We start from the raw sequence: 23,648 nt of genomic DNA, 5'->3' as shown, positions 1-23,648 counted from the left end.
TCATCCGTTTACTGCACACGCTTCGCCCCCATTCGCGTTTGTCATCGGACGATCCAGTTCAAGTTGTGAATGACGCATGCCTCGTTCGCCGCGCACTCGCCGGCAACGGGTCTGCTTTTGCGTGGTTTACGTAATTCGCCCCACTGCTGCCGACGCTGTGCGACCCGCGTTCGAGTCGCAAGACTGCTGTGCTAGTGTCCGTTGCGCGGACACGGGCGAAATTCGCTTGCGGCGGCCGACACGCGATGCGTGCAGCGACAACAGACGCGTCCGCCCCGCAGCATTCGTGGAGAGCGAAGTCATGAATCCCCTCATGCAAAGTCTTACTCCGAAGTTCGGCTGGCAACCCTGCCACCGCGTTGCTCGTGGAAAAGGCCGCGCGCTGAAACGCCTGCTGCTGACCATGGTATACGGCACCAGTCTCGCGCTTTCCTTACCGGGCAGCGCCATTGCCGATGACCTCACGGCGCTGCTGCCGCCCTCGTTCGTCACCTCATCGACGGTGCCCACCAACGGTGACCTCAATCCGTATGGCGTCGCGTTCGTGCCCGACGGTTTCCCCGGCTACGGCACGATCGCAGCAGGCGACCTGCTCGTGTCCAATTTCAACAACTCGCAGAGCGCCGGCAACGTTCAGGGCAAAGGCACCACCATCGTCAAGATCGTGCCGCACGGCAACCCGGTCACGTTCTTCCAGGGTCCGGTGCGTCTCGGTCTGAGCACCGCGCTCGGTGTGCTCACGGCCGGCTTCGTACTGGTCGGCAATGTACCGACCAAGAACGGTACGTCCCCAACGGCCGGCTCGCTGCTGGTGATCAATCGAAGTGGCAGTCAAATTGCGGAATGGATGCCCCCGGCGGCAAAGATCAACGGTCCCTGGGATCTGACGATCTTCGATGAGGGCGACCATGCGAAGGTATTTGTGTCCAACGTGCTGGATGGCACCGTCACGAGGCTCGACGTTAGCATCGACGACAACGGCGTCCATCTGAACCGCGCCACGAAGATCGCCTCCGGCTACACATTTCGCTCCGATCCATCAGCACTGGTCCTCGGACCCACGGGACTTGCCTACGATCCGCAACGCGATGTACTGTATGTCGCCTCGACCGCCGACAACGCGATCTTCGCCGTCTCCGGCGCGGGCAGCTCGCAGCACGACGGCAGCAAGGGTGTGCTGATCTACGCGGACAACGGCCATCTGCGCGGCCCGCTCGGAATGGCCCTCGGACCGAACGGCCATCTGTTCGTCGCAAACGGCGACGCGGTCAACGCCGATCCGAAGCATCCGAGCGAAATCGTTGAGTTTACGCCGCAAGGCCGCTTCGTTGCGCAGTTTTCCATCGACCCGGCAGTCGATGGTCCGTTTGGCATCGCGTTTGGGCAGCCGAAGCATGAGTTCGTGCGCTTTGCGGCAGTCGACGACAACACGAACACCGTGACCGTCTGGCGTCTGCCGTTCGAGAACGCGGGCCAATGAGGTGTAACGCTGCACGTGGCGCATCACGCAACGGAGGTGCGCGCGTGCAGTCTGTCAGCGCGGATTCGCCGAAGTCGTTGCTGACGCGAACGGCCACTTGGCAGATGACCTGCGGAGCGACTCGAAGGAGTGAATGACCGTTGTACCCAGGGAGCTGCCGACCTGGTGGCGCTTCGTCCATCGTCCGTCGTGGGCCGATGACAGTCGGCCGCGACACCCCGGGTCCGGCGAGTAGTTGTTGTGCCCTGCGCACCCAATCGACGATGCCAGTCTCAACGCTCTCGAAGTGCGATGCGGAGTGTGTCAAAGTAACGGCTCTTACCGTGAGCGACCCCACATGACCAAGTTACCGATTGCCGACCGATGGTTCGAACTCAAACGCATCAGCGACGACATTACCCTGCTTTGGGAACCGCACGTCGTGCCGCTGATGCGCTGCAATATCTGGCATGTGCGCGGCCGCGACCGGGACCTGATGATCGACACAGGAATGGGTATCGTCAGTCTGCTGGATGCAGCCAGGCACCTGCTGAAGAAGGACGTCACGGCCGTTGCAACGCATACGCACTCGGATCATGTCGGCGGACATCATGAGTTCGAGCACACGCTGGTTCACGAGTTGGAGGCGGACAACCTGCGCTCGCCGCGTGAGCCAGGCACCCTTCTGGCGTCGGTATTAGGCGCCGAAGCAATTCGCCGGTATCGCGAAGCAGGGTATCCGTTCGACGGCGATCTGATCACGGCACTTCCCAGCGCTGATTACTCGATGTCCGGCTATCGCGTGCGTGCCGCAACGGTCACGGAAATCGTCAAGGAGGGGAACATCGTCGATCTCGGCAACCGGCATTTTGAAGTCCTGCATCTACCCGGCCACTCACCGGGCAGCATCGGCCTATGGGAAGCGGCATCCGGCACACTGTTCTCGGGCGATGCGATCTACGATGGCCCGCTGCTGGATGAGATAGGCGGTGCTGATATTCCGACCTATGTGCGCACGATGAAGCGCTTGCGTGAATTGCCCGTGCAAGTGGTCCACGCTGGACACGACGGGAGCTTCGGGCGGGAACGACTGGTCGAGTTGGTCGATGCTTATTTGGCTAAACGCACCTGATCGTTGGCCGGGTCCGCCGCTCGGTGCGTTGCCGGGGGGACTTCGCGCGCCACGGAACGGCTGGCGTATGTCGGCCAGAAGGGGCCAATCGGCCAGATTCTACGAACGGCCGCTTCGCTACCCACAGGCGCAGTTGCGCGTGGCAGTTTGAGCTTCTGCGCGGTTTGGTTTTCACGTCCCAGCTTCTTGTCAAACCGCGCATGGCGCGGTGAACTGGCGTTATCTTGTCGGGAAATGGCCGGGAGACGTGCAAACCCCGGCCGGAGTTCAGTGAGTCTCCGCGTGCATTGCCTTCTTGACGCCTTCATCTCTCATCGGCTCATTGCCACCGGTGACGTGAATGGGACCTTCTGGAATCTTCACGTCGTAGCAGCTCTTGATAATCTCGCCGTCCTTCATGACAAGGGATATCTTCGCCGGGTCCTGCAGCACCTTCAGGTCTTCAAGCGGATTGCCGTCGACCAGAACGATGTCCGCGTAATACCCCTCGGCGAGTTTGCCGATGCGGTCCGGCTCCATCATCAGTTCGCCACCGAGTTGCGTCGCTGACAGGAGCGCTTCCTTCGGCGTCATGCCGATATATTTGACGAAGTGCTCAAGGTCACGGGAGTTCGTACCGTGTGGCATCCACGCAAAACCATAGTCGCCGCCTGGCAGAATGCGGATGCCGCGCTTGTGCATCTTTTTGAGGGTCTCGGCCGCGACTTCAAGCTCGCGTGCGTAGCCCATCTTCGTCGCAACTTCTTCGGAGATACCCCATTTCTCAGCGTGATAGAGCGTGCTGACCAGCCAGCCAATACCGGGAGCGACAAAGTGCTTCTCCTTGTTCGCCTCGAGCATATCGAGCGCTTCTTCGTCTGCGAAGCTTGCGTGGAACACGAGTTCCAGACCGTGACGCACGCACTGCTTGACTGACTCACTCGAACGGGCGTGCGCGGCGACGCGCTTGCCGGCACGTTTCGCCTCGGCAGCCAGCATGGCGATTTCTTCCTCGGAGAACGGAGAGGCTTCTGCCGGAATACCTGCGATGTATTCGCCCGACAGATTGATTTTCAGATGGTCGACACCGTACTTGATGAACATGCGCGCTGCGCGCCGTACCTCTTCCGGCCCGCTGACAACTTCGCCGAAGTTCAACTCACGGAACGGCAGGTGGGGAAGCGTGTTATCGCCGAGACCGCCGAGCGTCGTGATTTCCTGGCTTCCCGCGAGATAGCGCGGTCCAGGGAATTCGCCGGCGTTGATAGCGTTGCGCAACACCACATCAAGACGCGGCTTTGCGGCAGCCGCGCCGAGCGCAGAGGTGAAACCCATTTCCAGATACCGCTTGGCCACGCGGACGCACCACAGAATGTGCTCTTCCGGCGGCATGAACTGAATGGCCGACAGGGACGGCTGGTCATTCCACGAAAAGTGGGTATGTGCCTCGGTCATCCCCGGCATGATGAACCGGCCGCGACCGTCGATGGTGCGGGCGTCCGCTGCGTTTACGGTTTCGCCGTTCTTCGCTACACGTGAAATCCGGTTGTCTTCAACAAGAATCTCGCCGATATACGGGTCAGCGCCGGTGCCGTCGAAAATATTGACGTTGGTAAATACGGTTCTGTTCATGTCTCCTCCAATAGGGGACTTACTTCGTTGACTTGTAAAAGGCCTTGAGCTCTTCGGCGCATTCGGCAGGCTTTTCGAACGTGGTCCAGTGGCCGCAGCCCGACAGAACCGTCACCTTGCTTCCGGCAATACGCTCGCCCATTGACTTCACCGCCGCCGGTTGTCCGACGCCGTCTTCATCCCCCGTCACGAGCAGCGTTGGTACGGCAATCTTCTCGACCTCGGCCGACTGAGCGCCGGCGAGTGCTTCGCAGCTTTGCGCGTAGCCCTCCGGCGACTGACGCATGACGCTTTCCCGGACCAGTGCGAGCGTGACGGGCCGCTGTGCCTTCGTCTCGGCGCTCGTCGCGCCCTTGACGATGGCGTCGGCAATTTCCTGCACGCCCGCGATTCCTTTCTCCCGCGAGAGCGCGGCGCGAGCCTGAATGCCTGGGCGTCCCTGCTCCGGCGGGGCGAGGAGCGGCCCAAACAGAGCGAGACTCTTCACGAGGTCGGGATGCTTGATGGCCAGATGCTGCGCGACGATGGTGCCCATCGAGTGTGCGACGACGTGCGCCTTCGAGATGCCCAGTTCACCCAACACACCCGCCAATGTCTCGACGTACAGGTCAATGGACAGAGGTTGCGAAGGGAGCGCCGAACGGGCGCTGCCAGGCAGGTCAGGCCGGACGACTTTCATGCCTTCGAACGCGGAAAGAACAGGCGTCCAGTTGTTCGATGAACCGCCAAGGCCGTGAATACAGACCACAGCCTGTCCATCGCCATCGATTTCTACCGCGATGTTCTTGACCAGGGTGGTCGTCATTCGCCCACCTCATTTTCCAGTACACCCACGTTCTCGATTTCGATGCGAATCACGTCGCCCTTTTGCAGGAATTTCGGCGGATTGAAGCCGATACCGACGCCAGCAGGGGTGCCGGTTGCAATCACATCACCGGGTTGCAGTTCGATGCCAGCCGACAGCGTTTCGATGAGCGTCGGAATGTCGAAAATCAGTTGTTTCGTGTTGGAGTTCTGGCGCAGTTCGCCGTTGACCCAGCACTTCACATCGACATTCTGGCCATCGACTTCGTCAGCGGTGACGAGGTATGGACCCATCGGGCAGAAGCCATCCAGCGATTTGCCAATGAACCATTGGCGGTGGAGCTTCTGCAGGTCGCGGGCCGTAAAGTCGTTGATGACCGTGTAGCCGAAGACGTATTCCATCGCGTCGGCCTTCTTGATGCCACGGCCGGCCTTGCCGATAACCACGCCGAGTTCGGCTTCGTAGTCCAGTTGACTGGTGACGTCGGTATGGCGCGGAATCTTCACGCCCGGGCCGATGACCGTGCTTGCGGTCTTCGTGAAGATAACCGGCGCTTCCGGTGCGTGTTCACCGTCCTTGGCGCTGCTATCAAAGCCGGATTTCTGGAATTCGGCTGCGTGCTCGTGATAGTTCTTGCCCACGCAGAAGATATTGCGACGCGGCTGGTCGATAGGCGCCAGCACGGTGGCTTCGCTCAAAGGGCGTCCTTCGCCAAGCGGGCGGAGGTCTCCCTTGTATTTGCCGAACGACTGGACCAATTGGACCATGTCTCCATTGAATTCCGGGACCAGCGCGGACACGGGCCAGAACACCGATTTATCCGTATCCACTACCGCTACAAGGGCGGCGCCGTCCACGTGGAGGTTTGCAAGTTTCATAAAATGGCTCCTGAAGTAGTCCAATTGGTTTGCGTATGAGGTACAGTAGAACCATATTGGGTAATTAACAAGTGAGGGTTAACCAATGTCGCTACCAATTGGTACCTCTCGTGGTATGATTCACTTGATAGAAACCGGGGAGCAGCAAGATGGGCGATGTCGAGGCAAAGAGCCCTGTACGGGCAGCCGGCGCGAAAGCGCTGGCGGCATATCTTCACGATGAGATCGCATCGGGTCGCATGCGCGATGGAGTCAAACTTCCGGCTGAACGCCAGCTGAGTGAGCAGTTCGGTGCGTCGCGTGGCGCGGTCAGGCGCGTCTTGCAGGACCTTAAGGACCGAGGCCTGATTACGCAGACTGTGGGCAGCGGGACCTTTGTGCTTCCCGGCGCTGCGAAGGCATTGCCAGCGCCGGAAATTGTCGTTGACGAGATATCCGAGACACAGACCAGCCCGGCGGAACTGATGGAAGCGCGACTCCTTATCGAACCGTTGATGCCGAAGCTGATTGCGCGCAATGCCACGTCGTCCGACTTCGCGCGAATGATGGAGTGCATCGAGCGGTCAGAAGCGGCACAAACGGTCGAAGAATTCGAGCACTGGGATGGTGAGTTGCATCGCACGTTCGCGCTGGCGACGCACAACTCGTTTTTCCTGAAGGTGCTTGAGTTGACCAATCGTGTTCGCGAACAGGGCGAATGGGGCAGACTCAAGCGCCACTCACTCACGCCTGAGCGTCGGAAGGAATACGAAGCACAGCACAGGGCGATCGTTGAAGCACTGCGTGACCGCGATGCTGAGCAGGCTGGCCAGGTTTTGACCGGGCACCTGCGGCAGATTCAGCACAACCTGTTCGGCATGTGATGGCTACATTTGTGCCGGCAAGCTGACGCAAGAGGAGCTCGACATGCCTCATGCGCGAGCGATGGGGTGTTCATTGAATTGAGCCGGGAACAGTGATGGCTTCTTTCGCTGACATCGGCGGATGTCCGCACTACGTCAGCAAACTGTCGCCCGCAACGTCGTCCCGAAGGGCCGCTGCGGATCGGGAGCACGCATTTGCGGACGGTTAGGTTCCACATTCGCGGCCATCGACGTGCGAACCGCAGGAAAGCGACCTGTAGCTGCCTCACGAACGTCGTCACCTCAATGTCGGCTCCGGCCGACAGAACTCGCCGGACAAGACGGCTGCTCGAAAGACTGTGCTACTTCGGAAGCTGCCGCAGCTTCCGCAGCTTCCGCAGCTTCCGCAGCTTCCGCGTCGGGTCGGAGGACTGATGTGGGCCGCTTCATATCGGCTGCATATTCACCGCGCTCAACGATCGAAACACGCACCCCCGTTTGATCGCAGACTCCACGTCCGTCGCTTGCACCGCGAGTGCCACGCCGCTAGAGAGCTTCGTGGCAAGGCCGCAAATCACTCAAGAATTTCCACTATTTGCCGATATCAAAGGCGAGCGTTTTTTCATCGAAGCGGAAATTCATGAACCTGCGATTCAAATCGTGGCTGCTGGCGGTCGTAACGAGCGCCGCGTGTGCCGGTATCGTGGCATGCCTGAATCTGGTGCTCCGAGGTCCGGAATATCCGCAGCCCCTTTGGTTGACCCATTTACACGTGGCTTGTGCGTTCGTCGGCGCGCTTGCCATCACTCGTTTCATCCAGGGCATTCCAGCCGCACTGGAGGGGCCGACTTCCCGATCCACCGTCGCACAAGGCGTCGTCGCCCACAACAGGGTGGACGTGGTGAACATCGTCGTGCCTGGGAAGAGCGCGTTCTTCTCGACGGCCCGTTGCGTCATGATTCTCTGCTTTGTGCTGTGCCTCATGGCGCAGTTCCTCCACGTCCGCAAGCTTGGCGATGACACAAGCGGTTCGCCTGCCGGTAGCAGCCCGCAAATGCGGAAGCTAAGTACATGATGCCAATCGGTAAGCCGCGCGAGGAACCCTCGGCGGCAGCAGACGCCCCGGAAGCAAAGCATGATGTGCGCCCCCGGTCCAGGCACGAAATGCTCGCCGTCTTCCTTCTCGCCTTGGGCATCGCGTCGATCTGCTTCGCACTCTACAGCCTGATTCAAGCGTTCGACGTCTTCGATCTTGCTACGGAGTTCAAGCTATGGTTCTCGCGCGCCGTCGCCGCAATGGTGATCGGCGTGATCGCCTTGCATATCGGCGGCAAGCGCGCCGAGGCGCTTTAGGGCGAAACTGAACAAGGCACTGAATCGGCGACGTTCAGTGCAATCAATAACCGGGCAGCGATCGGATGTGTCGGCAAAATCATATTGCTGAGTCGTAACGGTATGCGCCTTGCCAACCGTCAGAATAGGCGCGCTGTTCTATCCGTTCCATTGCGAATCCGGTAGACGGGCGGATAGGTACGGACGATCCGCCCTGAGTTTCGCTATTTCAGCACACCATTGCGCTTGGCGATATGCGTGGACATCGCGTCCATCAACGGCGGGTTGAGCGCATCGTACGGTGGGAGTCCGAGCTCAGTGAGCCGCGCACGCACATCGTCCATCTGTTCCGGTTTCGCGCCGCCAGCTTCGATGACCGACGAGACGAAAGCCGCAAAGCGCGGCTCTTCCCAACCGCTATCATCGGAGAGTTCGACGTGAATGAAGTCAAGACCGTAGAACGGATGGTCACGGTTTTCTATCCGGCCATACATGTGCGCTCCGCACGCCTTGCAGGCATGACGCTGGATTGCCGCTTCCTCGTCGACGACCTGGAGTTTCTCGGCATGAGCGGTGACCGTGACCTTATCGCGCGGCACCACGCCTATCATTGCGAAAGCCGCGCCAGCCGGTTTCCAGCACTTCGTACAGCCGCAAATGTGGTTGTGTGCGACGTTACTTTCTACCCGGACTTCGACTTTGTCGCTCTGGCATTGGCAGTGGAGCGTACCGCCGGTAAAACCAGGCGTGCCCTTCCTGACACCGGCGTCCACTGACGGGTGGATTGTCGTGGTATTCATTCTGTATCCTCCAACGTTTCCGAATTAAAATCGGCGCAATGACGCTGCACCGAAGAAGGCGCACAGTCGTGTCCTAGTAGCCGATCACTGTGCGAATCGACTTGCCGTCGTGCATCAGATCGAATGCTTCGTTGATCTGATCGAGCGGCAATCTGTGCGTGACGAACGGGGCGAGCTGGATGTCGCCTCGCATGGCGTCTTCCACCATGCCCGGCAGTTGTGAGCGGCCTTTCACGCCACCAAATGCCGTGCCTTTCCATGTGCGGCCCGTCACCAGCTGGAACGGGCGTGTCGAGATTTCCTGACCGGCCCCCGCGACCCCTATGACGACGGATTGTCCCCAACCGCGGTGGGCGCACTCCAGCGCCGCACGCATGACATTGACGTTGCCGATGCATTCGAATGAATGATCGACGCCCCAACCGGTCATCTCGACGATAACCTGCTGGATCGGTTTTTCATGGTCTTTCGGGTTCACGCAATCGGTGGCGCCGAAGACTTTCGCCAGTTCGAACTTCGACGGGTTTGTGTCGATCGCGATGATCCGGCCGGCCTTGGCCTGGCGAGCCCCCTGAATGACAGCGAGCCCGATGCCGCCGAGCCCGAACACGGCGACGCTGTCGCCTGGTTGCACCTTGGCGGTATTGTGCACGGCACCGATACCCGTCGTGACGCCGCAACCCAGCAGGCACACCTGTTCGTGATTCGCAGCCGGATTGATTTTTGCAAGGGAGACTTCGGCGACCACGGTGTACTCGCTAAACGTCGAGCAACCCATGTAGTGGTAGATCGGCTGGCCGTTGTAGGAGAAGCGGGTCGTACCGTCCGGCATCACGCCTTTGCCCTGGGTGGCACGAACGGCGACGCACAGGTTCGTCTTGCCCGACTTGCAGAACAGGCATTCGCCGCACTCCGCTGTGTAGAGCGGGATCACGTGGTCGCCGGGCTGGACCGACGTGACGCCTTCGCCGATTTCCACCACAACGCCAGCGCCTTCATGCCCGAGCACGCAGGGGAACAGGCCTTCCGGGTCGTCGCCCGAGAGCGTGAAGGCGTCCGTGTGGCATACGCCCGTATGGGAGATCTTTACCAGCACTTCGCCTTTCTTCGGCGGTGCAACGTCGATCTCGACGATTTCCAGGGGTTTTCCTGGCCCGAATGCAACTGCAGCACGTGATTTCATGACAGATCTCTCAATGACTCGCGACGAATTTGTATAGACAAGTTTGCACAATTAAAAAATGAGCCGCAAGAGGTTTCGATCCGGAAGTCGTCAATCCTCGGGAAACTCCTTACATATTAAGAGTACTTAGCATCATGCCAGGCGCGTCACACGAAACGAATTGAAGTGCGCTCGCGTGAGTCTTTAGAAAAACTAAGCCTCGCCTGTAGTTCAAATCGTTTGATGATCCGCTGCTGTTGTTCCTATTCTTGTGCCCACTGGACGATTGATTGAACACGAAAGGGGGCAGGGAATGTATTTGCGGAACGCGTGGTATGTCGCTGCCTGGAGCGACGAGATCGAAGACAAGCCGGTGCGGCGAATTATTCTGGAGGAGCCGGTCGTACTCTATCGCGATTTGGGGCGTGCGGTGATCGCGCTTGAAGATGCGTGCCCGCATCGCAAGCTGCCGCTGTCGATGGGCGAGGTGACAGGCGATAACCTGCGCTGTGGTTATCACGGACTGGAGTTCAATCCTGACGGCGTTTGCGTGCATGCGCCGGGTCTTGCCAGGATTCCGCCGAAGGCCTGCGTGAGGCGCTATCCGGTAGCGGAACGCTACGGATTAGTCTGGATCTGGACGGGGAACCCTGAGCTGGCCGATCCCGACGAAATACTGGCTGTTGCGCACTACGACGATCCGGCGTGGGGCGTCAACCTCGGTCCTGCGATGGACGTCAACTGCGGCTATCTGTATATGACGGATAACCTGCTCGATCCGTCCCACGTCACGTATGTCCACAAGACTTCGCTGGGTAACGTCGCCACCGCCGATGTGCCCGTCAGGATGACTGTCCTCGATAACGGCGTGCTCGCCTCGCGATGGATGCTGGATTGCGAACTTGCGCCGTTCTTCCGCCCGTATGTGAGCTTCGCCGGTCATGCCGACCGGCTGCAGCATTATGAGGTGCGCTATCCGTCGCACGCGATTATTCGCGACATCATCGCGCCGACGAATTCGGGCGCGCCGCAAGGGCAATTGCATCCGGATGTGTTCCTTCTCGACTCATATAACTTCGTTACACCGGTGACCGAGCATACCTGTCGCTACTTCTGGTTTCAGGTGCGCAACTTCCGCCCCGATTGCGCGGCGACAGACCGGGCGCTCACCAACGATTTCATCAGCGCATTCAATGAGGATCTGATCGTGCTGTCCGCGGTGGATTACGGCATGACGAACAGGCGAACGCCTAATACGGACATCGAAACCGACGCGGCGCCGCTGCGTTTTCGCCGCACGCTGCACAAGATGATCGAAGCCGAACATGCGCCACAACCTGTCGTTTCGTGACTTCCCGGGAGAGATTGCGATGAGCGCCGGTACAGATACGATTGAAGTTCGCATCACGGACGTCAACGCGGCGGCCGACGACATCCGTGTGTTCTGGCTGGCCCGTACAGACGGTGCGGCGTTGCCGGCGTATGCGCCGGGCTCGCATATCGACGTTCATCTTCCGATTGGACTGGTGCGCCAGTACTCGTTGTGCGGCGCCGACGCCAGCGCGCCGGAGTACCGGATCGCCGTCAAACGCGAACCCGCGTCCCGCGGCGGATCCGCATGGCTGCATAGCGCCGCGCAGGTCGGCACGCAAATGCGGATCGGCACGCCGCGCAACGCGTTCGCCTTGAGCGATACGGCAGACCAGCATCTTTTGATTGCCGGCGGCATCGGCGTCACGCCGATTCTTTCGATGGCTTGCGCGCTCGCAGCATCGCGGAGGCGATACACGCTCGCCTATTTTGCGCGCAGCGACACATCTGTCGTATTCCGTACGGAGTTCGAAGGATCACCTCTTGCGGACCAGGCGCGTATCCACGCCGGCCTTTCGTCAGCCGCGACTCGCGAGTGCATTATCGGTTTGCTGTCCGCAGCGTTGCCCAACACGCATCTCTATGTTTGCGGACCGCCCGCTTTCATGGAGATGACGGTGGGCCTTGCTCGCGACATGCTGGGCGAACAGTTCGTGCATCAGGAGTCGTTTGGTCCTGCGCTGCCGGTTCCTGGCGATGAACGCGAGTTCTCCGTACGGCTCGAAGGCAGGAGCGACGCAATCCCCGTCCCGGCCGGCAAGACCGTGCTGGCGTCTCTGCGCGAGGCGGGACTCGACATTCCATCGTCATGCGAAGTTGGCGTGTGCGGGACTTGCATGATGCGCGTTCTCGCAGGCGAGCCCGATCATCGCGACACCTATCTGACCGATGACGAGCGCGCGGCCGGGACGTGCTTCCTGCCGTGCGTATCGAGGTCGCATTCATCAGTGTTGGTGCTAGACGAGTTGGCATGAGTGGCACATGTATTTTCATTTACATCCATAGGTAGGGAGGCATCAAATGAACTTCAGTCGTCGAGACGTTGTAAAGGCCGTGGCTTGCGCGGCGTCTGTTATGGCCGTAGCGTTTTCTTCAACCGGTTACGCGAAGGAGTGGAAAACCGTCACGATTGCCCTTGAGGGCAGCTATGAACCGTGGAATCTGACGCGCCCGGACGGCTCGCTGGATGGCTTCGAACCGGAGCTTGCGAAAAATCTCTGCACGCGTATGCACGTCCAGTGCAAACTGATCGCGCAAGACTGGGACGGGTTGATTCCCGGGTTGAACTCCGGCAAATTCGACGTGATCATGGACGCGCTGTCGATCAGTGACGAGCGTAAGAAGGCGATCACCTTCTCGAAGCCGTATGCGAATACGCCGGCTGCTTTTGTCTCGGTCGGGTCGGGCGTGCTGCCAAAGCTGCCGCCGGGCGCCGTACCCCTCAAGCTGACCGGCAATCCGGCAGTCGACAAGCCGGCCGTCGACCTGCTGCGCGTCAGCCTGAAGGGCAAATCGATCGGGATCGTCACGGGCACGGTCTATAGCAAGTTCATCAACGAGAACTTCAAGGATATTGCGAGCATTCGCGAATACAAGAATGCTCCGGAACACGACATCGACCTGATCGCGGGACGTATCGACGTCGCGTTCGACGACGCGTCCTACTATGCGTCCGCCTTGTCGAAACCCGCCAACGCGACGCTGGGATTCACCGGTCCGAAGATTGGCGGTCCAATCTGGGGAGACGGTGAAGCGCTCGGTTTGCGCAAAGCCGACACGGATCTGAAAGCCATGTTCGATCAGGCCATTGCCGCGGCGCTTGCCGACGGGACCGTGCACACGCTCAGTCAGAAGTGGTTCAAAACGGACGTCACGCCCTGAAGCTCAATTTCCGGTCGATACGTAGTTTAGTGTTACTGATTGAATGAGCCGTCGATATCCCTGGAATCGACGGCTCATTTGTTATTAGCCGGGTGGTTATTCGTGCAGTGCGCCGGTGATGTTTTCGACGACGCTCAACAGGTCGCCCTGCGTGACCAGTTCGTGAATGTGCACCATGTCCGGATGGAAGAAGCGATCGTCCTCCACCTTGGGCACCTTCTGCCTGATCCGGGCGTAGACCGCTGCCGTCGCAGGCGAGGCGTCTGCGGGGTCGAAGAAGTCCAGAGCCTGGGTCGCCACCATCAGTTCGATAGCGAGAACATGCTGGAGTTTCTGCGACGTCTCATAAGCCTTGCGGGCGGCAAGATACGCAAAACTCACGGGGTCTTCCTGATTGCCACTCGTCGAGACGCTATCCACGGTCGCCGGATGAGACAGAATGCGCATTTCTCCGAGCAGGCCCGCGGCGGTGTACTGAACGATCATGTAGCCGCTATGCAGACCAGGGCGAGGCGCGAGAAACGCCGGCAGTTCGCTGAAGTGCGGATTTACCAGCCGATCGGTCCGGCGTTCGGAGATTTTGGCCAGATTGGTCATCGCAATACAGAGGAGGTCGCTCGCGATGCCAACGAACGTGCCATCGAAGTTCGCGCCTGAAATCGCGAGGCCGTCGCCCTCGTGTGGATAGATGACGGGGTTGTCGCCGCAGGAACCGACCTCGTCGAGAATGGCCTCGCGCGCGTCGTTGATGGCTCGCTTCGAGGCGCCATGGACTTGCGCCATGGCTCGCAGACTGTAGGTATCCTGCAACCGGTAATCGACGAAGCGTTCGGTCAATGCGCTGCCAGCGAGAATTCTTCGCAGATTGTCTGCCGCGTTGGACTGGTCCCGATGTTTCTTGACCGAGTGGTAGCGAGCGTCGAGCGAGCGCGTGGTGCCCTTGAGCGGCTGCAGAGACATGGCAGCCGCAATGTCGGCGACCTTGGACGCTTCTAGCGCGTTGTGCAGCGCGAGCATGCCGATTGCGGTCACCGAGGTCGTGCCGTTGACCAATGCCAGCCCCTCCTTGCAACGCAGGGTATGAGGTTTCAGGCCGGCTTTATCCAGCGCTTCCAGACCACTCATCCGTTCGTCGCGATAAGTCGCCTCGCCCTCGCCGATCAGAACGAGGGCCATGTGCGCTTCGGGTCCGAGGTAGCCGACCGAGCCGTCACCTGGCGCAACCGGCGTGATGCCGTTATTGAGCAATTCCGCAATCTGTTGCAGCAGATCGGGCGTGACACCGGAATAGCCTTTTCCAAGGCTGATCAGGATCATGAGTTGGGTTGCGCGGACTACCTCGCGCGGCAGCGGCGCGCCCACCGAGACCGCGTGCGACCGCACGATATTGCGTTGCAGGTCCTCGGCCTCTTCTGGCCGGATCACACGGGTGGAGTTGTCGCCGAATCCGGTCGTGACGCCGTAGACGAGACGATTTTCTTCGAGAAACCGTTCGACCAGCAGGCGGGAGCGCGATACGCGCTCGCCATATTTTTGCGAGAAGCGAACCTTCGCGCCATGTTTTGCTACCGCGATAAATTCCTCGATCGATATTTGGCCATCGCCGAGCAGCACTTCGCTAATGTCCTTTGGACGAGCCCGCAGGCTATCGTGCGCTGTGTTCATGTTCATGCGTGATCCCTATGATTTGGCTGGTTAGCTGAAACCATGCGGCCAGGCATGCACTGGCAAACAGCCATGGCTGATGCGCATGGATTCGCTTTCGAGCATAGGGTGGCGCATAGACGCCGACAAACCATTTAATCTGCGGAGCCCCTATAGTTTTTCTAAAACGCGAGTGGCGCTGTCGGGGCCGGCAAAGAGGAAAGGGTCAACCGAATATCGCGTTGATTTCGCGTTGCGTCTGTGCGGCTTCCTCGGTCAGCCAGTCAAGGAATTGCCGCGCGTCCGGCGTATTGAGCGCGCCGGTTTGCCACACCAGGTAGTACGGGTACGGCATGGGCAGCGAGATCCTGAACGGTGCGATCAGCAGTCCCTGCGTCAGGCTATCGGCAGTGAAAAGTCCCTGGCCGAGCGACACGCCTCTGCCGCGTAGAGTCGCATCGACGGCCATTCCGGAAAGCGAATAGGTCAACGGAGCCAGTGTGTCCGGCACGGGAACGCCGGCTGCGCGCAACCAGTCGCCCCAGGTCGGCGGCGACCTGTCGTCCCAGCCCCACTCGACATGGACAAGCGGGTAGTGCAGCAAGTCCGCGGGCTGCTCGATCGGGCGGTCCGCCCGCAGCAGTGACGGCGAGCAGACGGGCGTCACCCGGTCGGTGAACAGGAGGCGGCAGTGGGCTCCGTCCGCGGGCGGCGATCCATACGTCATACGGATATCCCAATTGCTTTCCCCACGCTTTGGCTCGCGATCCGTGGCCTCGACGTGGACGCGCACGCCGGGTGACAGCGTGTGCCACTTATCTAGCCGGGATGCAAACCAATGCGTGGCGACCGAAGGGAACGTGCTGAGTGTCAAGTGGGGACCATGCTGTGCCGCTCGCAGGGTGGTGTGCGCGGCATGAAAGCATTCGAAGCCGCGGGCCACTTGCTCGTGGTAGAGCTGACCGAGCGCGGTGGGGCGCAGGCCGGTGCTTTCGCGGTCGAACAGCGCGACGCCGAGGAACTCCTCGAGCTGGCGGATTTGTTGACTGACTGCGCCGGGCGTCACGTGCAGCGATTCGGCGGCGGCGACTACATTCTTGTTGCGAACCACGGCATCGAATGCCTGGAGGGCGCGCAGCGGCGGCAAACGGTTCATCTTCAGGGTTCCGGAACTGGCGGCTCAGGCCATGTCGCGTTTTACGCGAATGTGCGAGGAAGAATTCGTGGAGCATCAGGCCGCGAGCTTTGTCCGGTCGTGAGACCGGACAAAGCAGCCTGTTCACGTTCGGCGAACCCGGGCCATGATTCGCCAGGCGCCACCTCCCGAAAGTCGCTTCAAACCTTGATGACGGAGGCCTGATAGATCTCGTCGACGGCCTTCTCGAGCGTCGCGTTGAACTCGCTGTCGCTCATCGATTCCTTGAGCTCGTTGATCAAAGCTCTTGAGAAGCTGGCGATCATGCCGTGATTCGAAGCGAGCCGTGTGCACGCGTCGGCTCGCGCGTAGCCTCCGGACAGCGCCACCACCCGTGCGACACGCGGGTGCTCCATCAGTGGACGATAGAAGTCCGCCACGTCGGGTATGGTCAGCTTGAGCATCACGCGACGGCTATCCGGCAACGCATCGAGACCCTTGATCAGTTCCGCGAGGAGGGTGGCTTCCGCGCCGGGCTTGTCCGGACTCTTGATCGAAATCTCGGGTTCCAGGATCGGCAGGAGGCCGTGCGCGTCGATCTGGGCCGCCAGTTCGAACTGTTGCTTGACGATCGCTGCGATCCCGTTTTGCGAATTCAGATTGATCACCGACCGCATCTTGGTGCCGCAGATGCCGAGCTTCGCGGCCCGGGCGAGCAGATCGTCCAACCCGGGAATCGGCTTCATCAACTGGACACCGTCGGCTTCGGCTTCCAGGCCCTTGTCGACCTTCAGGAACGGCACGACGCCGCGCTCTTCCCACAGGAAGGCCGGAACGGGTTTCCCCTGTGCCTGTCCGTCCATGGTCGCCTCGAACAGGATGGCGCCGATGATCTTGTCCCCCGTAAAGGCGGGCGCCGTGATGATGCGCACGCGCATCTCGTGTATCAGTTTGAACATCTCGGCGTCACCGTTGTAGGCGCTCTCCGGAATGCCGTAGAGCCGCAGTGCGCCAGGGGTCGATCCGCCGCTCTGGTCCAGGGCGGCAAAAAATCCCTGTTTTTCACAAACTTGCGTCAGCATCTTCTCATCAGCCACGATCGTCTCCCTCTCTTTCACAGTGGAATATCGAACCAGCACGTCCGGTCGCGACGCGTCGAGTTGCATACGTTCAGTGTCACGATGTTAATGCAAATGTGAGATTTGACGAAAAAACGGTGGCCGGCGCGGCGAGTCGCCTTGCCCCCGGCTTTCTTTCGGCACGGCGTTCAGGCGATCAACGCCGCAGATGCGCACAGTAGCATGACGACCACGATCACGGCGACGGCCAGCCTTCGTACGACAGGCCAAACGCCGGACTGTCTGAGCACGATGGGTGCTGCTGGATAGTCGCGGTACGCCGTTTCCTTATCTCCCGCCGCAAAACCGACCTCTCAGACCGGCCTGCAAACTTCCCGATGTGTCTGTCTCGCGTGGACTGCCAGCATGATCGAAGCAGTTGACCGGTTATCCTGTGTATGGGCGCGTCCCACCGCGTCAACATGACCAACCGAATGACTTCTTGCTCATCCCAGGGAGCCTGCCATGCGTGAAGCAAAAGCCACCGCTGAACGTCTAGCTGCTTTTTCAGACGGCGTCTTCGCAGTGATCGTGACCATCATGGTGCTGGAACTCAAGGCACCCGAGGAGCATTCGTTCTCGGCCCTGTTGCCGCTATGGCCGATCGCCCTCAGCTATGCGGTGAGCTATCTCTTCATCGCGATCATCTGGATCAATCACCATCACCTGATGCGCTTCGTCGGTCCGCCGACGCTGGGAATGATATGGATCAACTTCATTCATCTCTTCCTGATCTCGCTGTTGCCATTCGCGACCGCGTGGGTAGCAACGACGCAACTCGCGTCCTCGTCGGTGATCTTTTACGCAGGCCTGTTCATATGCATCGACGCGGCCTACAACGTTTTCGAACACCAGGTATTGACTCATGCGGATGCCGCCACGGTGTCCGCGCGTATGCGGCGTACCGCGAGATACCGGTCGCTCATCGTCCTTGCGGCTTTCACGGCCGCCATGCTGGTGGCGATCGCGGCGCCGCGCGTCGGCTTCGCTCTGATATGCCTTGCGCTGATGCTCCACTTGCGGCCGGACCTCTCCGGGATCAGGGTGTGATCGATCTCCGGGGACAACGCTTGTGAGAAAGCTGTTCCCCGCGAAAGGAGCGAACAGATTCGCGCTCACCAATCAGTGAGGACTGTCCTGCCTGGCGTATGTCGATTCCCACCCGCCACCGAGTACCTTGCACAGCGTGATGAGGTTCGCGTCGGCGTCGGCCTTGCTCTGTTCAAGATTACTCTGCGCATCGAGCAACTGTTTCTGCACGTTAAGCACATCGAGGAAATCCACCGCACCTGCCTTGTACCGTTGCTGCGCAATCGACAGCGCGCGCTGGTTCAGACTCACGACCGTTTTCAGGCGATCGCGCCGCCGCTGTTCGGCGTCATAGACGACGAGCGCATCGTCCACCTCGCGCCATGCCTGGAGCACGGTGTGCTTGTAGACAATCGCCGCCTCCTGCTGCTGCGCCTCGCGCAAATGAAGCGTGCCCTTGAGACGTCCGCCTTCGAATATCGGCATTGTGATCGACGGTCCCACGACAAACTGACCGGACGCCCAGTCGGCGAGATTCGACAGTTGCAGGCTCTGGAACCCCGCGCTGCCATTCAGCGATATGCGCGGATAGAAGTCGGCCTTCGCCATACCGATCGTCGCGGTGGCCGCATGCAGTTGGGCCTCCGCTTTTCTGATGTCGGGTCGGCGCTGTACCAGTTCCGACGGAACGCCAATCGGCACCTGATCGGGCAGTGCCGGCACATCGTGCGGCTCGGCGAGCATCTGCTGCAATGCGCCCGGTTCTTTCGCCAGGAGCACGCCTATCGCATTGATCGTGGTCGTGCTGCGCGATTCGAGCGTCGGGATCAGGCTTTCGATCGACTCCGCCTGGGCCATCGCGTTGGCTACGTCCAGGTCCGTCGTGACGCCTTCATGCACCCGGTTTTCCGTGAGCTTCGTGGCATCGTGCGCGATTTCGAGGTTCTGTTTCGCGATCTGGAGCAGGGCCTGCGTGTCGCGCAGTTGAATGTAGTCGCGCGCGAGTTCGGCGCGGGTGGACAGCAGGATTGCGTTGCGGTCCTCGTACGAGGCATCGGAGAGCGCCGACGCGGCCTCGACACCGCGTCGGACGCGACCCCAGAAGTCGAGTTCCCATGAGGCATCGAAACCGAACTGGTAAAGATCGTAAGCGGGCGAGCCCTTGGCGCCCGGCAATGGCGCGACGCCAAGCGGCGCGCTGCCCGATGCCGACTGCGTCTGACTCCCCGTCGGGGTGACGCCAAGCAGCGACAGGATGCCGTTCGGACTCCCACGCTCGCGGTTATAGGAGGCGGCGCCGTTCAGCGTCGGATATTCTTCGGCACCGGCAATGCGCTGTTCCGCCCGGCTTTGCCGCAGACGCGCCGATGCGGCCGCCACATCGAGATTCGCATCGGTCAGTTGTTGTTCCAGCGAGTTCAGTATCGGATCGTTGAACAGCGTCCACCATTCCGGCGTGAATTCGGATTCGACTGCTTTGCTCGAAGCCCGCGCGGCTTGGGTGCGGTTGAACACGTCGGGCGTGGCCGTCTGCGGAGGTTCGAAGTTCGGGCCAACCAGACAGCCCGTGAGCATGGAGCACAGCAGCAACGCGAGCGCCGGCGTGCGGAGGGAGAAGTCGCTCGCGTTCATTTTGCGTCCGCTCCCGCGATCCGCATATCGGCACGCTTGCCGACGGCGACCTCCGTTTCGACCGACAACCCAACGCTCAATGCGGACGCGGCCTGTTGTCCATGGTCGATGGTGATTCTGACCGGCACGCGCTGGACGATCTTGGTGAAGTTGCCCGTTGCGTTGTCGGGCGCGATAGGCGCGAAGCTCACACCCGTAGCAGGGGCAAGACTATCGACATGGCCGCGGATCACCACGCCCGGAAAACTGTCGACCTTGATACGGACCGTGTCGTCGGGCCGCATTCTGGCAAGCTGGTTTTCCTGGAAGTTGGCGACGATATAGGCGTCCGACAGCGGGACGATCGCGAGCAGCGGCGCGCCGGTTGTGACGAATGCGCCGACGCGTGCCGAACGCCGTCCAACCTTGCCGTCGACAGGCGCGTGGATCTCCGTATACGACAGGTTGAGTTTCGCCTGTTCGAGCATGGCCTCGGCGTGGGCCAACGCGCCGGCCGCCTTGTCGCGCTGCGTCTTCAGAACGTCGAGATTCTGCTCGGTCGCCACGAATGCGGCGCGGTTGCGCGCCTGCTGCGCGAGTTCCTCGGCCAGCGTGCTTGCGGCGTGCTGTTGCTCCTGTGTCGTTCCCGCACCGGTCTCCGAGAGATTGCGGTAGCGCGAGGCATTCGCGCGCGCAAACCCGAGCGTCGCGTCGTCTGCGCGCAGCGTGGCGCGCGCCTGATCGACGAGCGCGGGCTGCCGCGCGATCTCGGCCTCGTAGTTCGCGACCGATGCCCTGGCTGCCGCCACGTCCGCCTGCGCACTCATCAGGGCGGCGCGGAAGTCGCGGTCGTCGATGCGTACCAGTAATTGCCCGGCCTTAACCTGCTGGTTGTCTTCGACGAGCACCTCGGAAACCTGACCCGCGACACGCGGCGCGACCAGCGTGAAATCGGCCGTCACATAGGCATCGTTCGTGATCTCGCTGGATGAACTGGAAAACAGCCGTATGCAGGCCAGGACAGCGACGCCGAGTATGACCGCATACGCGGCAAGACGAATCGTTCTGGGAGGAAATCGGGTAGCGGATGACATAGATAGCGTCGCTTAGCGGGAAGAGGGCTGCGTCGTGCTCCAGGGCGGATAAATACGCACGGGCAACACCGGAATAACGAAAAGAAAGGCGACGGCGATACCTGCCATCACGCGATAGAGATCCGCCGATGTGAGCACGACGGCCTGCTCGTGGATCCGGTGTGCGAGTTCACCGAGACCGTGACCGGCATCGATGCTCTGGCCGGTGACCAGCGCGTTGTTGCCCAGATGGTCCACCAGCATGCTCGAATGAAAATGCTCGCGCGCAGTGCCGAGCCCATCGATCAGACCGGTTGCCGCGGCGCCGGTAAACGTCTTGAGCGTGTTGAACATGGCCGAGGCAAACGGGCCTTCCGTCGGCGGCAAGCCAGTCGTGACGCCCATCAGGATTCCCATGATCACCATCGGTTGCGCCAGGATCTGTAACGACTGAAGCCAGTAGAAGTTCTCGCGAACCCAATCGGAGGTCACGAAACTCCCCAGAAAGCACGTGGTGGCCATCAGGGAAAGTCCAATGGCCATGATCCAGCGGTGGTCGACCTGCCGGAGGTTCAGGACGGCGGCGGTTGCAGGGAGCGTAATCAACAGGGGAATGGCCACCAGCAAAAACAGCGGCGTGGTTTGCAGTGGCCTGTAACCGTGAATCTGTGCGAGATACTGGCTGGGTATGGCGGCAACGCCCACCAGCAGCGTAACTGCGCCCACCAGGGTCAGCAGTCCGTGCGTGAAGTTCCTGCGGGCAAGCAGTTGAAGTTTGAAGAACGGCACTGGATGAAACCATTCGTTGACAAGGAACGCCACGAACAACAGCGCGCCGCCGCAAAACATCGTGGAGATCAACGTGGAGTTCAGCCAGTCGAGGCGATCACCCTGCAGCAGGCCGATCACGAGCATGGCGATGGCGGGATATCCGAGTATGAATCCGGTCCAGTTGAAGGAACGGAGCCGTTCGAGTTTCGTGGGATCCGCCGGCAGTCCTTTGTAGATTGCCACGCAACTCACGAGGCCAAGCGGCAAGATTTGCCAGAATGCCATTTGCCAGCCGACATATTCCGTCCATAACGCGGCGAGAGGCGTGCCGAGCGCCGGTCCGAAGGTCGCGGTGAGTGCATATCCCGCGAGCCCGTATAACTTGACCTTCGGGGGCAGGTAACGCAGCGCCACGATGATCAGCATCGGCGGCAGACATCCGCCGGCGACGCCCTGCAGCGCACGCAATACATAGAGCGTCAGCAGGTTCGGCGCAAAGGGGCAGAGGAATCCAAGGACCATCACGGCCAGCACGGCGCCGATCGTGAAGCGCTTGAGCGTGAACGTCACGCCGAACCACGGCGCGAATACCATCGTGGCCACGTTCGTCGCCTCGAAGAGGGCGGTCAGCCAGGTCCCATCGTCACGTCCGATCGAGAACGCGCCGCGAATATCCGCGAGCGCCACCGCGGTGACCTGTTCGTTCAATATCGCCAGCAGCGATGCCAGCAACATGCCGAGCAGGCCGATAGCGAGGCGCAGTGGCAGTGTCGCTTCGGTCGGCGTTTGCTGTACTGGAGTCGCTGAGACCGGCGTCGACGATGGCGCGAGCTTCACTTCTCCTGTTCCAGTTATCGGTGCGTTGACGGTGTTCATAAAGGTCCGGCTACCCGTGTTTAATGCGGCATTTCGTGGGGAAATCTCCGTGTCACGCCCGGCGCTCGCAAAGTATTGCTGCCGCGCATTGGGTCTATGAATTCTAGAAGGAGGCCCGGCTTTCTAAAAGCCGACACAGGTCGCGTATCAGGCCATTTCGTGTGCAAATCTGGCCAATGCCACTGTCGCTATGAAGACAAGGACAACGCGCTCACCCCAGGCAATGAATCTTTTCTGTTCTTCAGGCAGAACAGATTTCATCAGCCTGGGGCGGGGCGAGTAGTTGTCTCGTTACGGGGATGCCGATATCGCGCTACGGCCGGCTCACGCCTTGGGCTGTACCTCTGCAAAGTATTGAGGCGCCTCGCGGCGATCGAACATTCCGTACTCCCGTACAACGCGGATGTGCCGCAGGCGCACGAACTTCGGCAGCGTCGTATTGCGCTCGAAGGCTTCAGCGGCCGCGAGGTCGTCCCACGTCGCCACCGCGATGACGTCGCCGGGTGTCATGAGCGCGTCGAATGCGTCCCAGGCGACGAGGCCGGGTGCCTTCGTATCGAGTCCGAGCGCCTCCGCAACCGCCTCCGCACCCACCAGCTTGACCCAGTCCGGCGCGTACTGCGCGTCGAGTAGCGTGACCGCCTTGCCAAGTCCCGTTTCGGTTGCATCGAGGCGTTGCTCGATCAACGTCTGCCCGGCAGGTACGCACGTATCCGCGACGGTCTGGCCAATGCGCAGGCGATAGTCGGCAAACACACGATCGCGCGCCGCCTGCTGTACCTTGTGATGGTTCGTCGTCACTCGCCAGCGTATCAGCGACTTCTCATCGCGCCAACTCGATAGCGAGAGCAGCCATCCCTGGCGTGTCAGACTTGCGTAGCGGGTATTGTCGACGAAACCATCGATCGCATCGAGCTCCGGGCGCAGCATCTTGGCCATGCCGAGATAGGCATCGAATTGATCGGACAACGGATTGACTTCAAGCATTGCAGAAAACATGGATTCCTTGGTCTGGTTGAGGACGCCTGGTCATGCGGCAGGACATGGAATCGCAGCGACGCAGTCGATTCATCCCCATGTGACTGTCGCGCGATGGGTGAGCTGATTGTCGGAGATGG

General features: G+C 60.5%; 21 protein-coding genes. 9 read left to right on the top strand and 12 right to left on the bottom strand.

What is annotated here, in order from left to right; genetic code table 11:
- Positions 1-313 precede the first annotated feature (313 nt).
- Positions 314-1,480: a hypothetical protein gene (locus HF916_RS39275; protein WP_240975690.1), complete on the top strand. Its 1,167-nt coding sequence runs from the start codon at positions 314-316 to the stop codon at positions 1,478-1,480.
- A 430-nt stretch (positions 1,481-1,910) separates the two neighbouring features.
- On the top strand, positions 1,911-2,591 hold the full coding sequence (locus HF916_RS39270) for an MBL fold metallo-hydrolase (RefSeq protein ID WP_240975858.1): 681 nt from the start codon (positions 1,911-1,913) through the stop codon (positions 2,589-2,591).
- Between the two features lie 267 nt (positions 2,592-2,858).
- Here HF916_RS39270 and HF916_RS39265 read toward each other — a convergent pair whose 3' ends face one another.
- The 3 genes from HF916_RS39265 to HF916_RS39255 are packed head-to-tail and all read right to left on the bottom strand — an operon-like array spanning position 2,859 to position 5,885.
- A complete protein-coding gene (locus HF916_RS39265; protein ID WP_168794103.1) occupies positions 2,859-4,202 on the bottom strand; it encodes a metal-dependent hydrolase family protein in 1,344 nt (447 codons plus the stop codon).
- Between the two features lie 19 nt (positions 4,203-4,221).
- Entirely contained in the window at positions 4,222-5,007 is a 786-nt protein-coding gene (locus HF916_RS39260) for an alpha/beta fold hydrolase (protein WP_168794102.1), read from the bottom strand.
- A complete protein-coding gene (locus HF916_RS39255) occupies positions 5,004-5,885 on the bottom strand; it encodes a fumarylacetoacetate hydrolase family protein (protein ID WP_168794101.1) in 882 nt (293 codons plus the stop codon). The genes HF916_RS39260 and HF916_RS39255 overlap by 4 nt, the downstream gene beginning before the upstream one ends.
- A 149-nt stretch (positions 5,886-6,034) precedes the next feature.
- Between HF916_RS39255 and HF916_RS39250 the strand changes: the two genes are divergently transcribed.
- From HF916_RS39250 to HF916_RS39240, 3 genes are all read left to right on the top strand, one after another.
- On the top strand, positions 6,035-6,748 hold the full coding sequence (locus HF916_RS39250) for a FadR/GntR family transcriptional regulator (protein WP_168794100.1): 714 nt from the start codon (positions 6,035-6,037) through the stop codon (positions 6,746-6,748).
- A 619-nt stretch (positions 6,749-7,367) separates the two neighbouring features.
- Positions 7,368-7,802, top strand: a complete 435-nt coding sequence (locus HF916_RS39245) for a hypothetical protein (RefSeq protein WP_168794099.1) — start codon at positions 7,368-7,370, stop codon at positions 7,800-7,802.
- Positions 7,799-8,080 carry a hypothetical protein gene (locus tag HF916_RS39240; RefSeq protein ID WP_240975689.1) on the top strand — a complete coding sequence of 94 codons (282 nt, stop codon included), beginning with the start codon at positions 7,799-7,801 and terminating at the stop codon, positions 8,078-8,080. Before HF916_RS39245 ends, HF916_RS39240 begins: the two co-directional genes overlap by 4 nt.
- A gap of 203 nt (positions 8,081-8,283) precedes the next feature.
- On the opposite strand, the gene gfa is transcribed toward HF916_RS39240, so the two are convergent.
- Complete coding sequence (gene gfa, locus HF916_RS39235; protein ID WP_168794098.1) at positions 8,284-8,859, bottom strand: S-(hydroxymethyl)glutathione synthase; 576 nt, start codon at positions 8,857-8,859, stop codon at positions 8,284-8,286.
- Between the two features lie 73 nt (positions 8,860-8,932).
- Positions 8,933-10,042, bottom strand: coding sequence for an S-(hydroxymethyl)glutathione dehydrogenase/class III alcohol dehydrogenase (locus HF916_RS39230; protein WP_168794097.1), 1,110 nt, complete (start codon positions 10,040-10,042; stop codon positions 8,933-8,935).
- Positions 10,043-10,334: 292 nt separating this feature from the next.
- On the opposite strand from HF916_RS39230, the gene HF916_RS39225 reads away from it, so the two are divergent.
- From HF916_RS39225 to HF916_RS39215, 3 genes are all read left to right on the top strand, one after another.
- Positions 10,335-11,372: an aromatic ring-hydroxylating dioxygenase subunit alpha gene (locus HF916_RS39225; protein ID WP_168794096.1), complete on the top strand. Its 1,038-nt coding sequence runs from the start codon at positions 10,335-10,337 to the stop codon at positions 11,370-11,372.
- A 19-nt stretch (positions 11,373-11,391) separates the two neighbouring features.
- Positions 11,392-12,366, top strand: coding sequence for a PDR/VanB family oxidoreductase (locus HF916_RS39220; RefSeq protein WP_168794095.1), 975 nt, complete (start codon positions 11,392-11,394; stop codon positions 12,364-12,366).
- Between the two features lie 100 nt (positions 12,367-12,466).
- The gene (locus HF916_RS39215) at positions 12,467-13,273 is read left to right on the top strand and encodes a transporter substrate-binding domain-containing protein (protein WP_240975687.1); all 807 of its coding nucleotides are present in this window, start codon (positions 12,467-12,469) and stop codon (positions 13,271-13,273) included.
- Positions 13,274-13,369: 96 nt separating this feature from the next.
- Here HF916_RS39215 and hutH read toward each other — a convergent pair whose 3' ends face one another.
- From hutH to HF916_RS39200, 3 genes are all read right to left on the bottom strand, one after another.
- The gene (gene hutH, locus HF916_RS39210; RefSeq protein ID WP_240975686.1) at positions 13,370-14,944 is read right to left on the bottom strand and encodes a histidine ammonia-lyase; all 1,575 of its coding nucleotides are present in this window, start codon (positions 14,942-14,944) and stop codon (positions 13,370-13,372) included.
- 199 nt (positions 14,945-15,143) lie between these two features.
- Complete coding sequence (locus tag HF916_RS39205; protein ID WP_168794093.1) at positions 15,144-16,073, bottom strand: LysR substrate-binding domain-containing protein; 930 nt, start codon at positions 16,071-16,073, stop codon at positions 15,144-15,146.
- Positions 16,074-16,252: 179 nt separating this feature from the next.
- Positions 16,253-17,149, bottom strand: coding sequence for a fructose bisphosphate aldolase (locus HF916_RS39200; protein ID WP_168794092.1), 897 nt, complete (start codon positions 17,147-17,149; stop codon positions 16,253-16,255).
- Positions 17,150-17,635: 486 nt separating this feature from the next.
- Here HF916_RS39200 and HF916_RS39195 point away from each other — a divergent pair, with 486 nt between their 5' ends.
- Positions 17,636-18,220 carry a TMEM175 family protein gene (locus tag HF916_RS39195; protein WP_168794091.1) on the top strand — a complete coding sequence of 195 codons (585 nt, stop codon included), beginning with the start codon at positions 17,636-17,638 and terminating at the stop codon, positions 18,218-18,220.
- A 72-nt stretch (positions 18,221-18,292) separates the two neighbouring features.
- On the opposite strand, the gene HF916_RS39190 is transcribed toward HF916_RS39195, so the two are convergent.
- From HF916_RS39190 to HF916_RS39175, 4 genes are all read right to left on the bottom strand, one after another.
- Positions 18,293-19,831, bottom strand: a complete 1,539-nt coding sequence (locus HF916_RS39190; RefSeq protein WP_168794090.1) for an efflux transporter outer membrane subunit — start codon at positions 19,829-19,831, stop codon at positions 18,293-18,295.
- Positions 19,828-20,904: an HlyD family secretion protein gene (locus HF916_RS39185; protein ID WP_168794089.1), complete on the bottom strand. Its 1,077-nt coding sequence runs from the start codon at positions 20,902-20,904 to the stop codon at positions 19,828-19,830. Before HF916_RS39185 ends, HF916_RS39190 begins: the two co-directional genes overlap by 4 nt.
- 12 nt (positions 20,905-20,916) lie before the next feature.
- Positions 20,917-22,530 carry an MFS transporter gene (locus HF916_RS39180; RefSeq protein ID WP_168794088.1) on the bottom strand — a complete coding sequence of 538 codons (1,614 nt, stop codon included), beginning with the start codon at positions 22,528-22,530 and terminating at the stop codon, positions 20,917-20,919.
- 324 nt (positions 22,531-22,854) lie between these two features.
- Positions 22,855-23,529: an antibiotic biosynthesis monooxygenase family protein gene (locus HF916_RS39175; RefSeq protein ID WP_168794087.1), complete on the bottom strand. Its 675-nt coding sequence runs from the start codon at positions 23,527-23,529 to the stop codon at positions 22,855-22,857.
- Positions 23,530-23,648 lie beyond the last annotated feature (119 nt).

This window comes from Paraburkholderia aromaticivorans, from assembly GCF_012689525.1.
In the GTDB taxonomy this organism is placed as follows: domain Bacteria; phylum Pseudomonadota; class Gammaproteobacteria; order Burkholderiales; family Burkholderiaceae; genus Paraburkholderia; species Paraburkholderia aromaticivorans_A.
The sequence above is the reverse complement of the archived record's forward strand: the minus strand, read 5'-3'. Positions and strand labels throughout refer to the sequence as shown.

Excerpts from the sequence above, each read along its gene's own strand:
- HF916_RS39225 (WP_168794096.1), top strand. The coding sequence starts at position 10,335 with ATGTATTTGCGGAACGCGTGGTATGTCGCTGCCTGGAGCGACGAGATC.
- HF916_RS39190 (WP_168794090.1), bottom strand. The coding sequence starts at position 19,831 with ATGAACGCGAGCGACTTCTCCCTCCGCACGCCGGCGCTCGCGTTGCTG.
- HF916_RS39255 (WP_168794101.1), bottom strand. The coding sequence starts at position 5,885 with ATGAAACTTGCAAACCTCCACGTGGACGGCGCCGCCCTTGTAGCGGTA.
- HF916_RS39240 (WP_240975689.1), top strand. The coding sequence starts at position 7,799 with ATGATGCCAATCGGTAAGCCGCGCGAGGAACCCTCGGCGGCAGCAGAC.
- hutH (WP_240975686.1), bottom strand. The coding sequence starts at position 14,944 with ATGAACATGAACACAGCGCACGATAGCCTGCGGGCTCGTCCAAAGGAC.
- HF916_RS39260 (WP_168794102.1), bottom strand. The coding sequence starts at position 5,007 with ATGACGACCACCCTGGTCAAGAACATCGCGGTAGAAATCGATGGCGAT.
- HF916_RS39275 (WP_240975690.1), top strand. The coding sequence starts at position 314 with ATGCAAAGTCTTACTCCGAAGTTCGGCTGGCAACCCTGCCACCGCGTT.
- HF916_RS39215 (WP_240975687.1), top strand. The coding sequence starts at position 12,467 with ATGGCCGTAGCGTTTTCTTCAACCGGTTACGCGAAGGAGTGGAAAACC.
- HF916_RS39230 (WP_168794097.1), bottom strand. The coding sequence starts at position 10,042 with ATGAAATCACGTGCTGCAGTTGCATTCGGGCCAGGAAAACCCCTGGAA.
- HF916_RS39195 (WP_168794091.1), top strand. The coding sequence starts at position 17,636 with ATGCGTGAAGCAAAAGCCACCGCTGAACGTCTAGCTGCTTTTTCAGAC.
- HF916_RS39180 (WP_168794088.1), bottom strand. The coding sequence starts at position 22,530 with ATGAACACCGTCAACGCACCGATAACTGGAACAGGAGAAGTGAAGCTC.
- HF916_RS39265 (WP_168794103.1), bottom strand. The coding sequence starts at position 4,202 with ATGAACAGAACCGTATTTACCAACGTCAATATTTTCGACGGCACCGGC.
- HF916_RS39245 (WP_168794099.1), top strand. The coding sequence starts at position 7,368 with ATGAACCTGCGATTCAAATCGTGGCTGCTGGCGGTCGTAACGAGCGCC.
- HF916_RS39185 (WP_168794089.1), bottom strand. The coding sequence starts at position 20,904 with ATGTCATCCGCTACCCGATTTCCTCCCAGAACGATTCGTCTTGCCGCG.
- HF916_RS39175 (WP_168794087.1), bottom strand. The coding sequence starts at position 23,529 with ATGTTTTCTGCAATGCTTGAAGTCAATCCGTTGTCCGATCAATTCGAT.
- HF916_RS39270 (WP_240975858.1), top strand. The coding sequence starts at position 1,911 with ATGCGCTGCAATATCTGGCATGTGCGCGGCCGCGACCGGGACCTGATG.
- HF916_RS39205 (WP_168794093.1), bottom strand. The coding sequence starts at position 16,073 with ATGAACCGTTTGCCGCCGCTGCGCGCCCTCCAGGCATTCGATGCCGTG.
- gfa (WP_168794098.1), bottom strand. The coding sequence starts at position 8,859 with ATGAATACCACGACAATCCACCCGTCAGTGGACGCCGGTGTCAGGAAG.
- HF916_RS39250 (WP_168794100.1), top strand. The coding sequence starts at position 6,035 with ATGGGCGATGTCGAGGCAAAGAGCCCTGTACGGGCAGCCGGCGCGAAA.
- HF916_RS39220 (WP_168794095.1), top strand. The coding sequence starts at position 11,392 with ATGAGCGCCGGTACAGATACGATTGAAGTTCGCATCACGGACGTCAAC.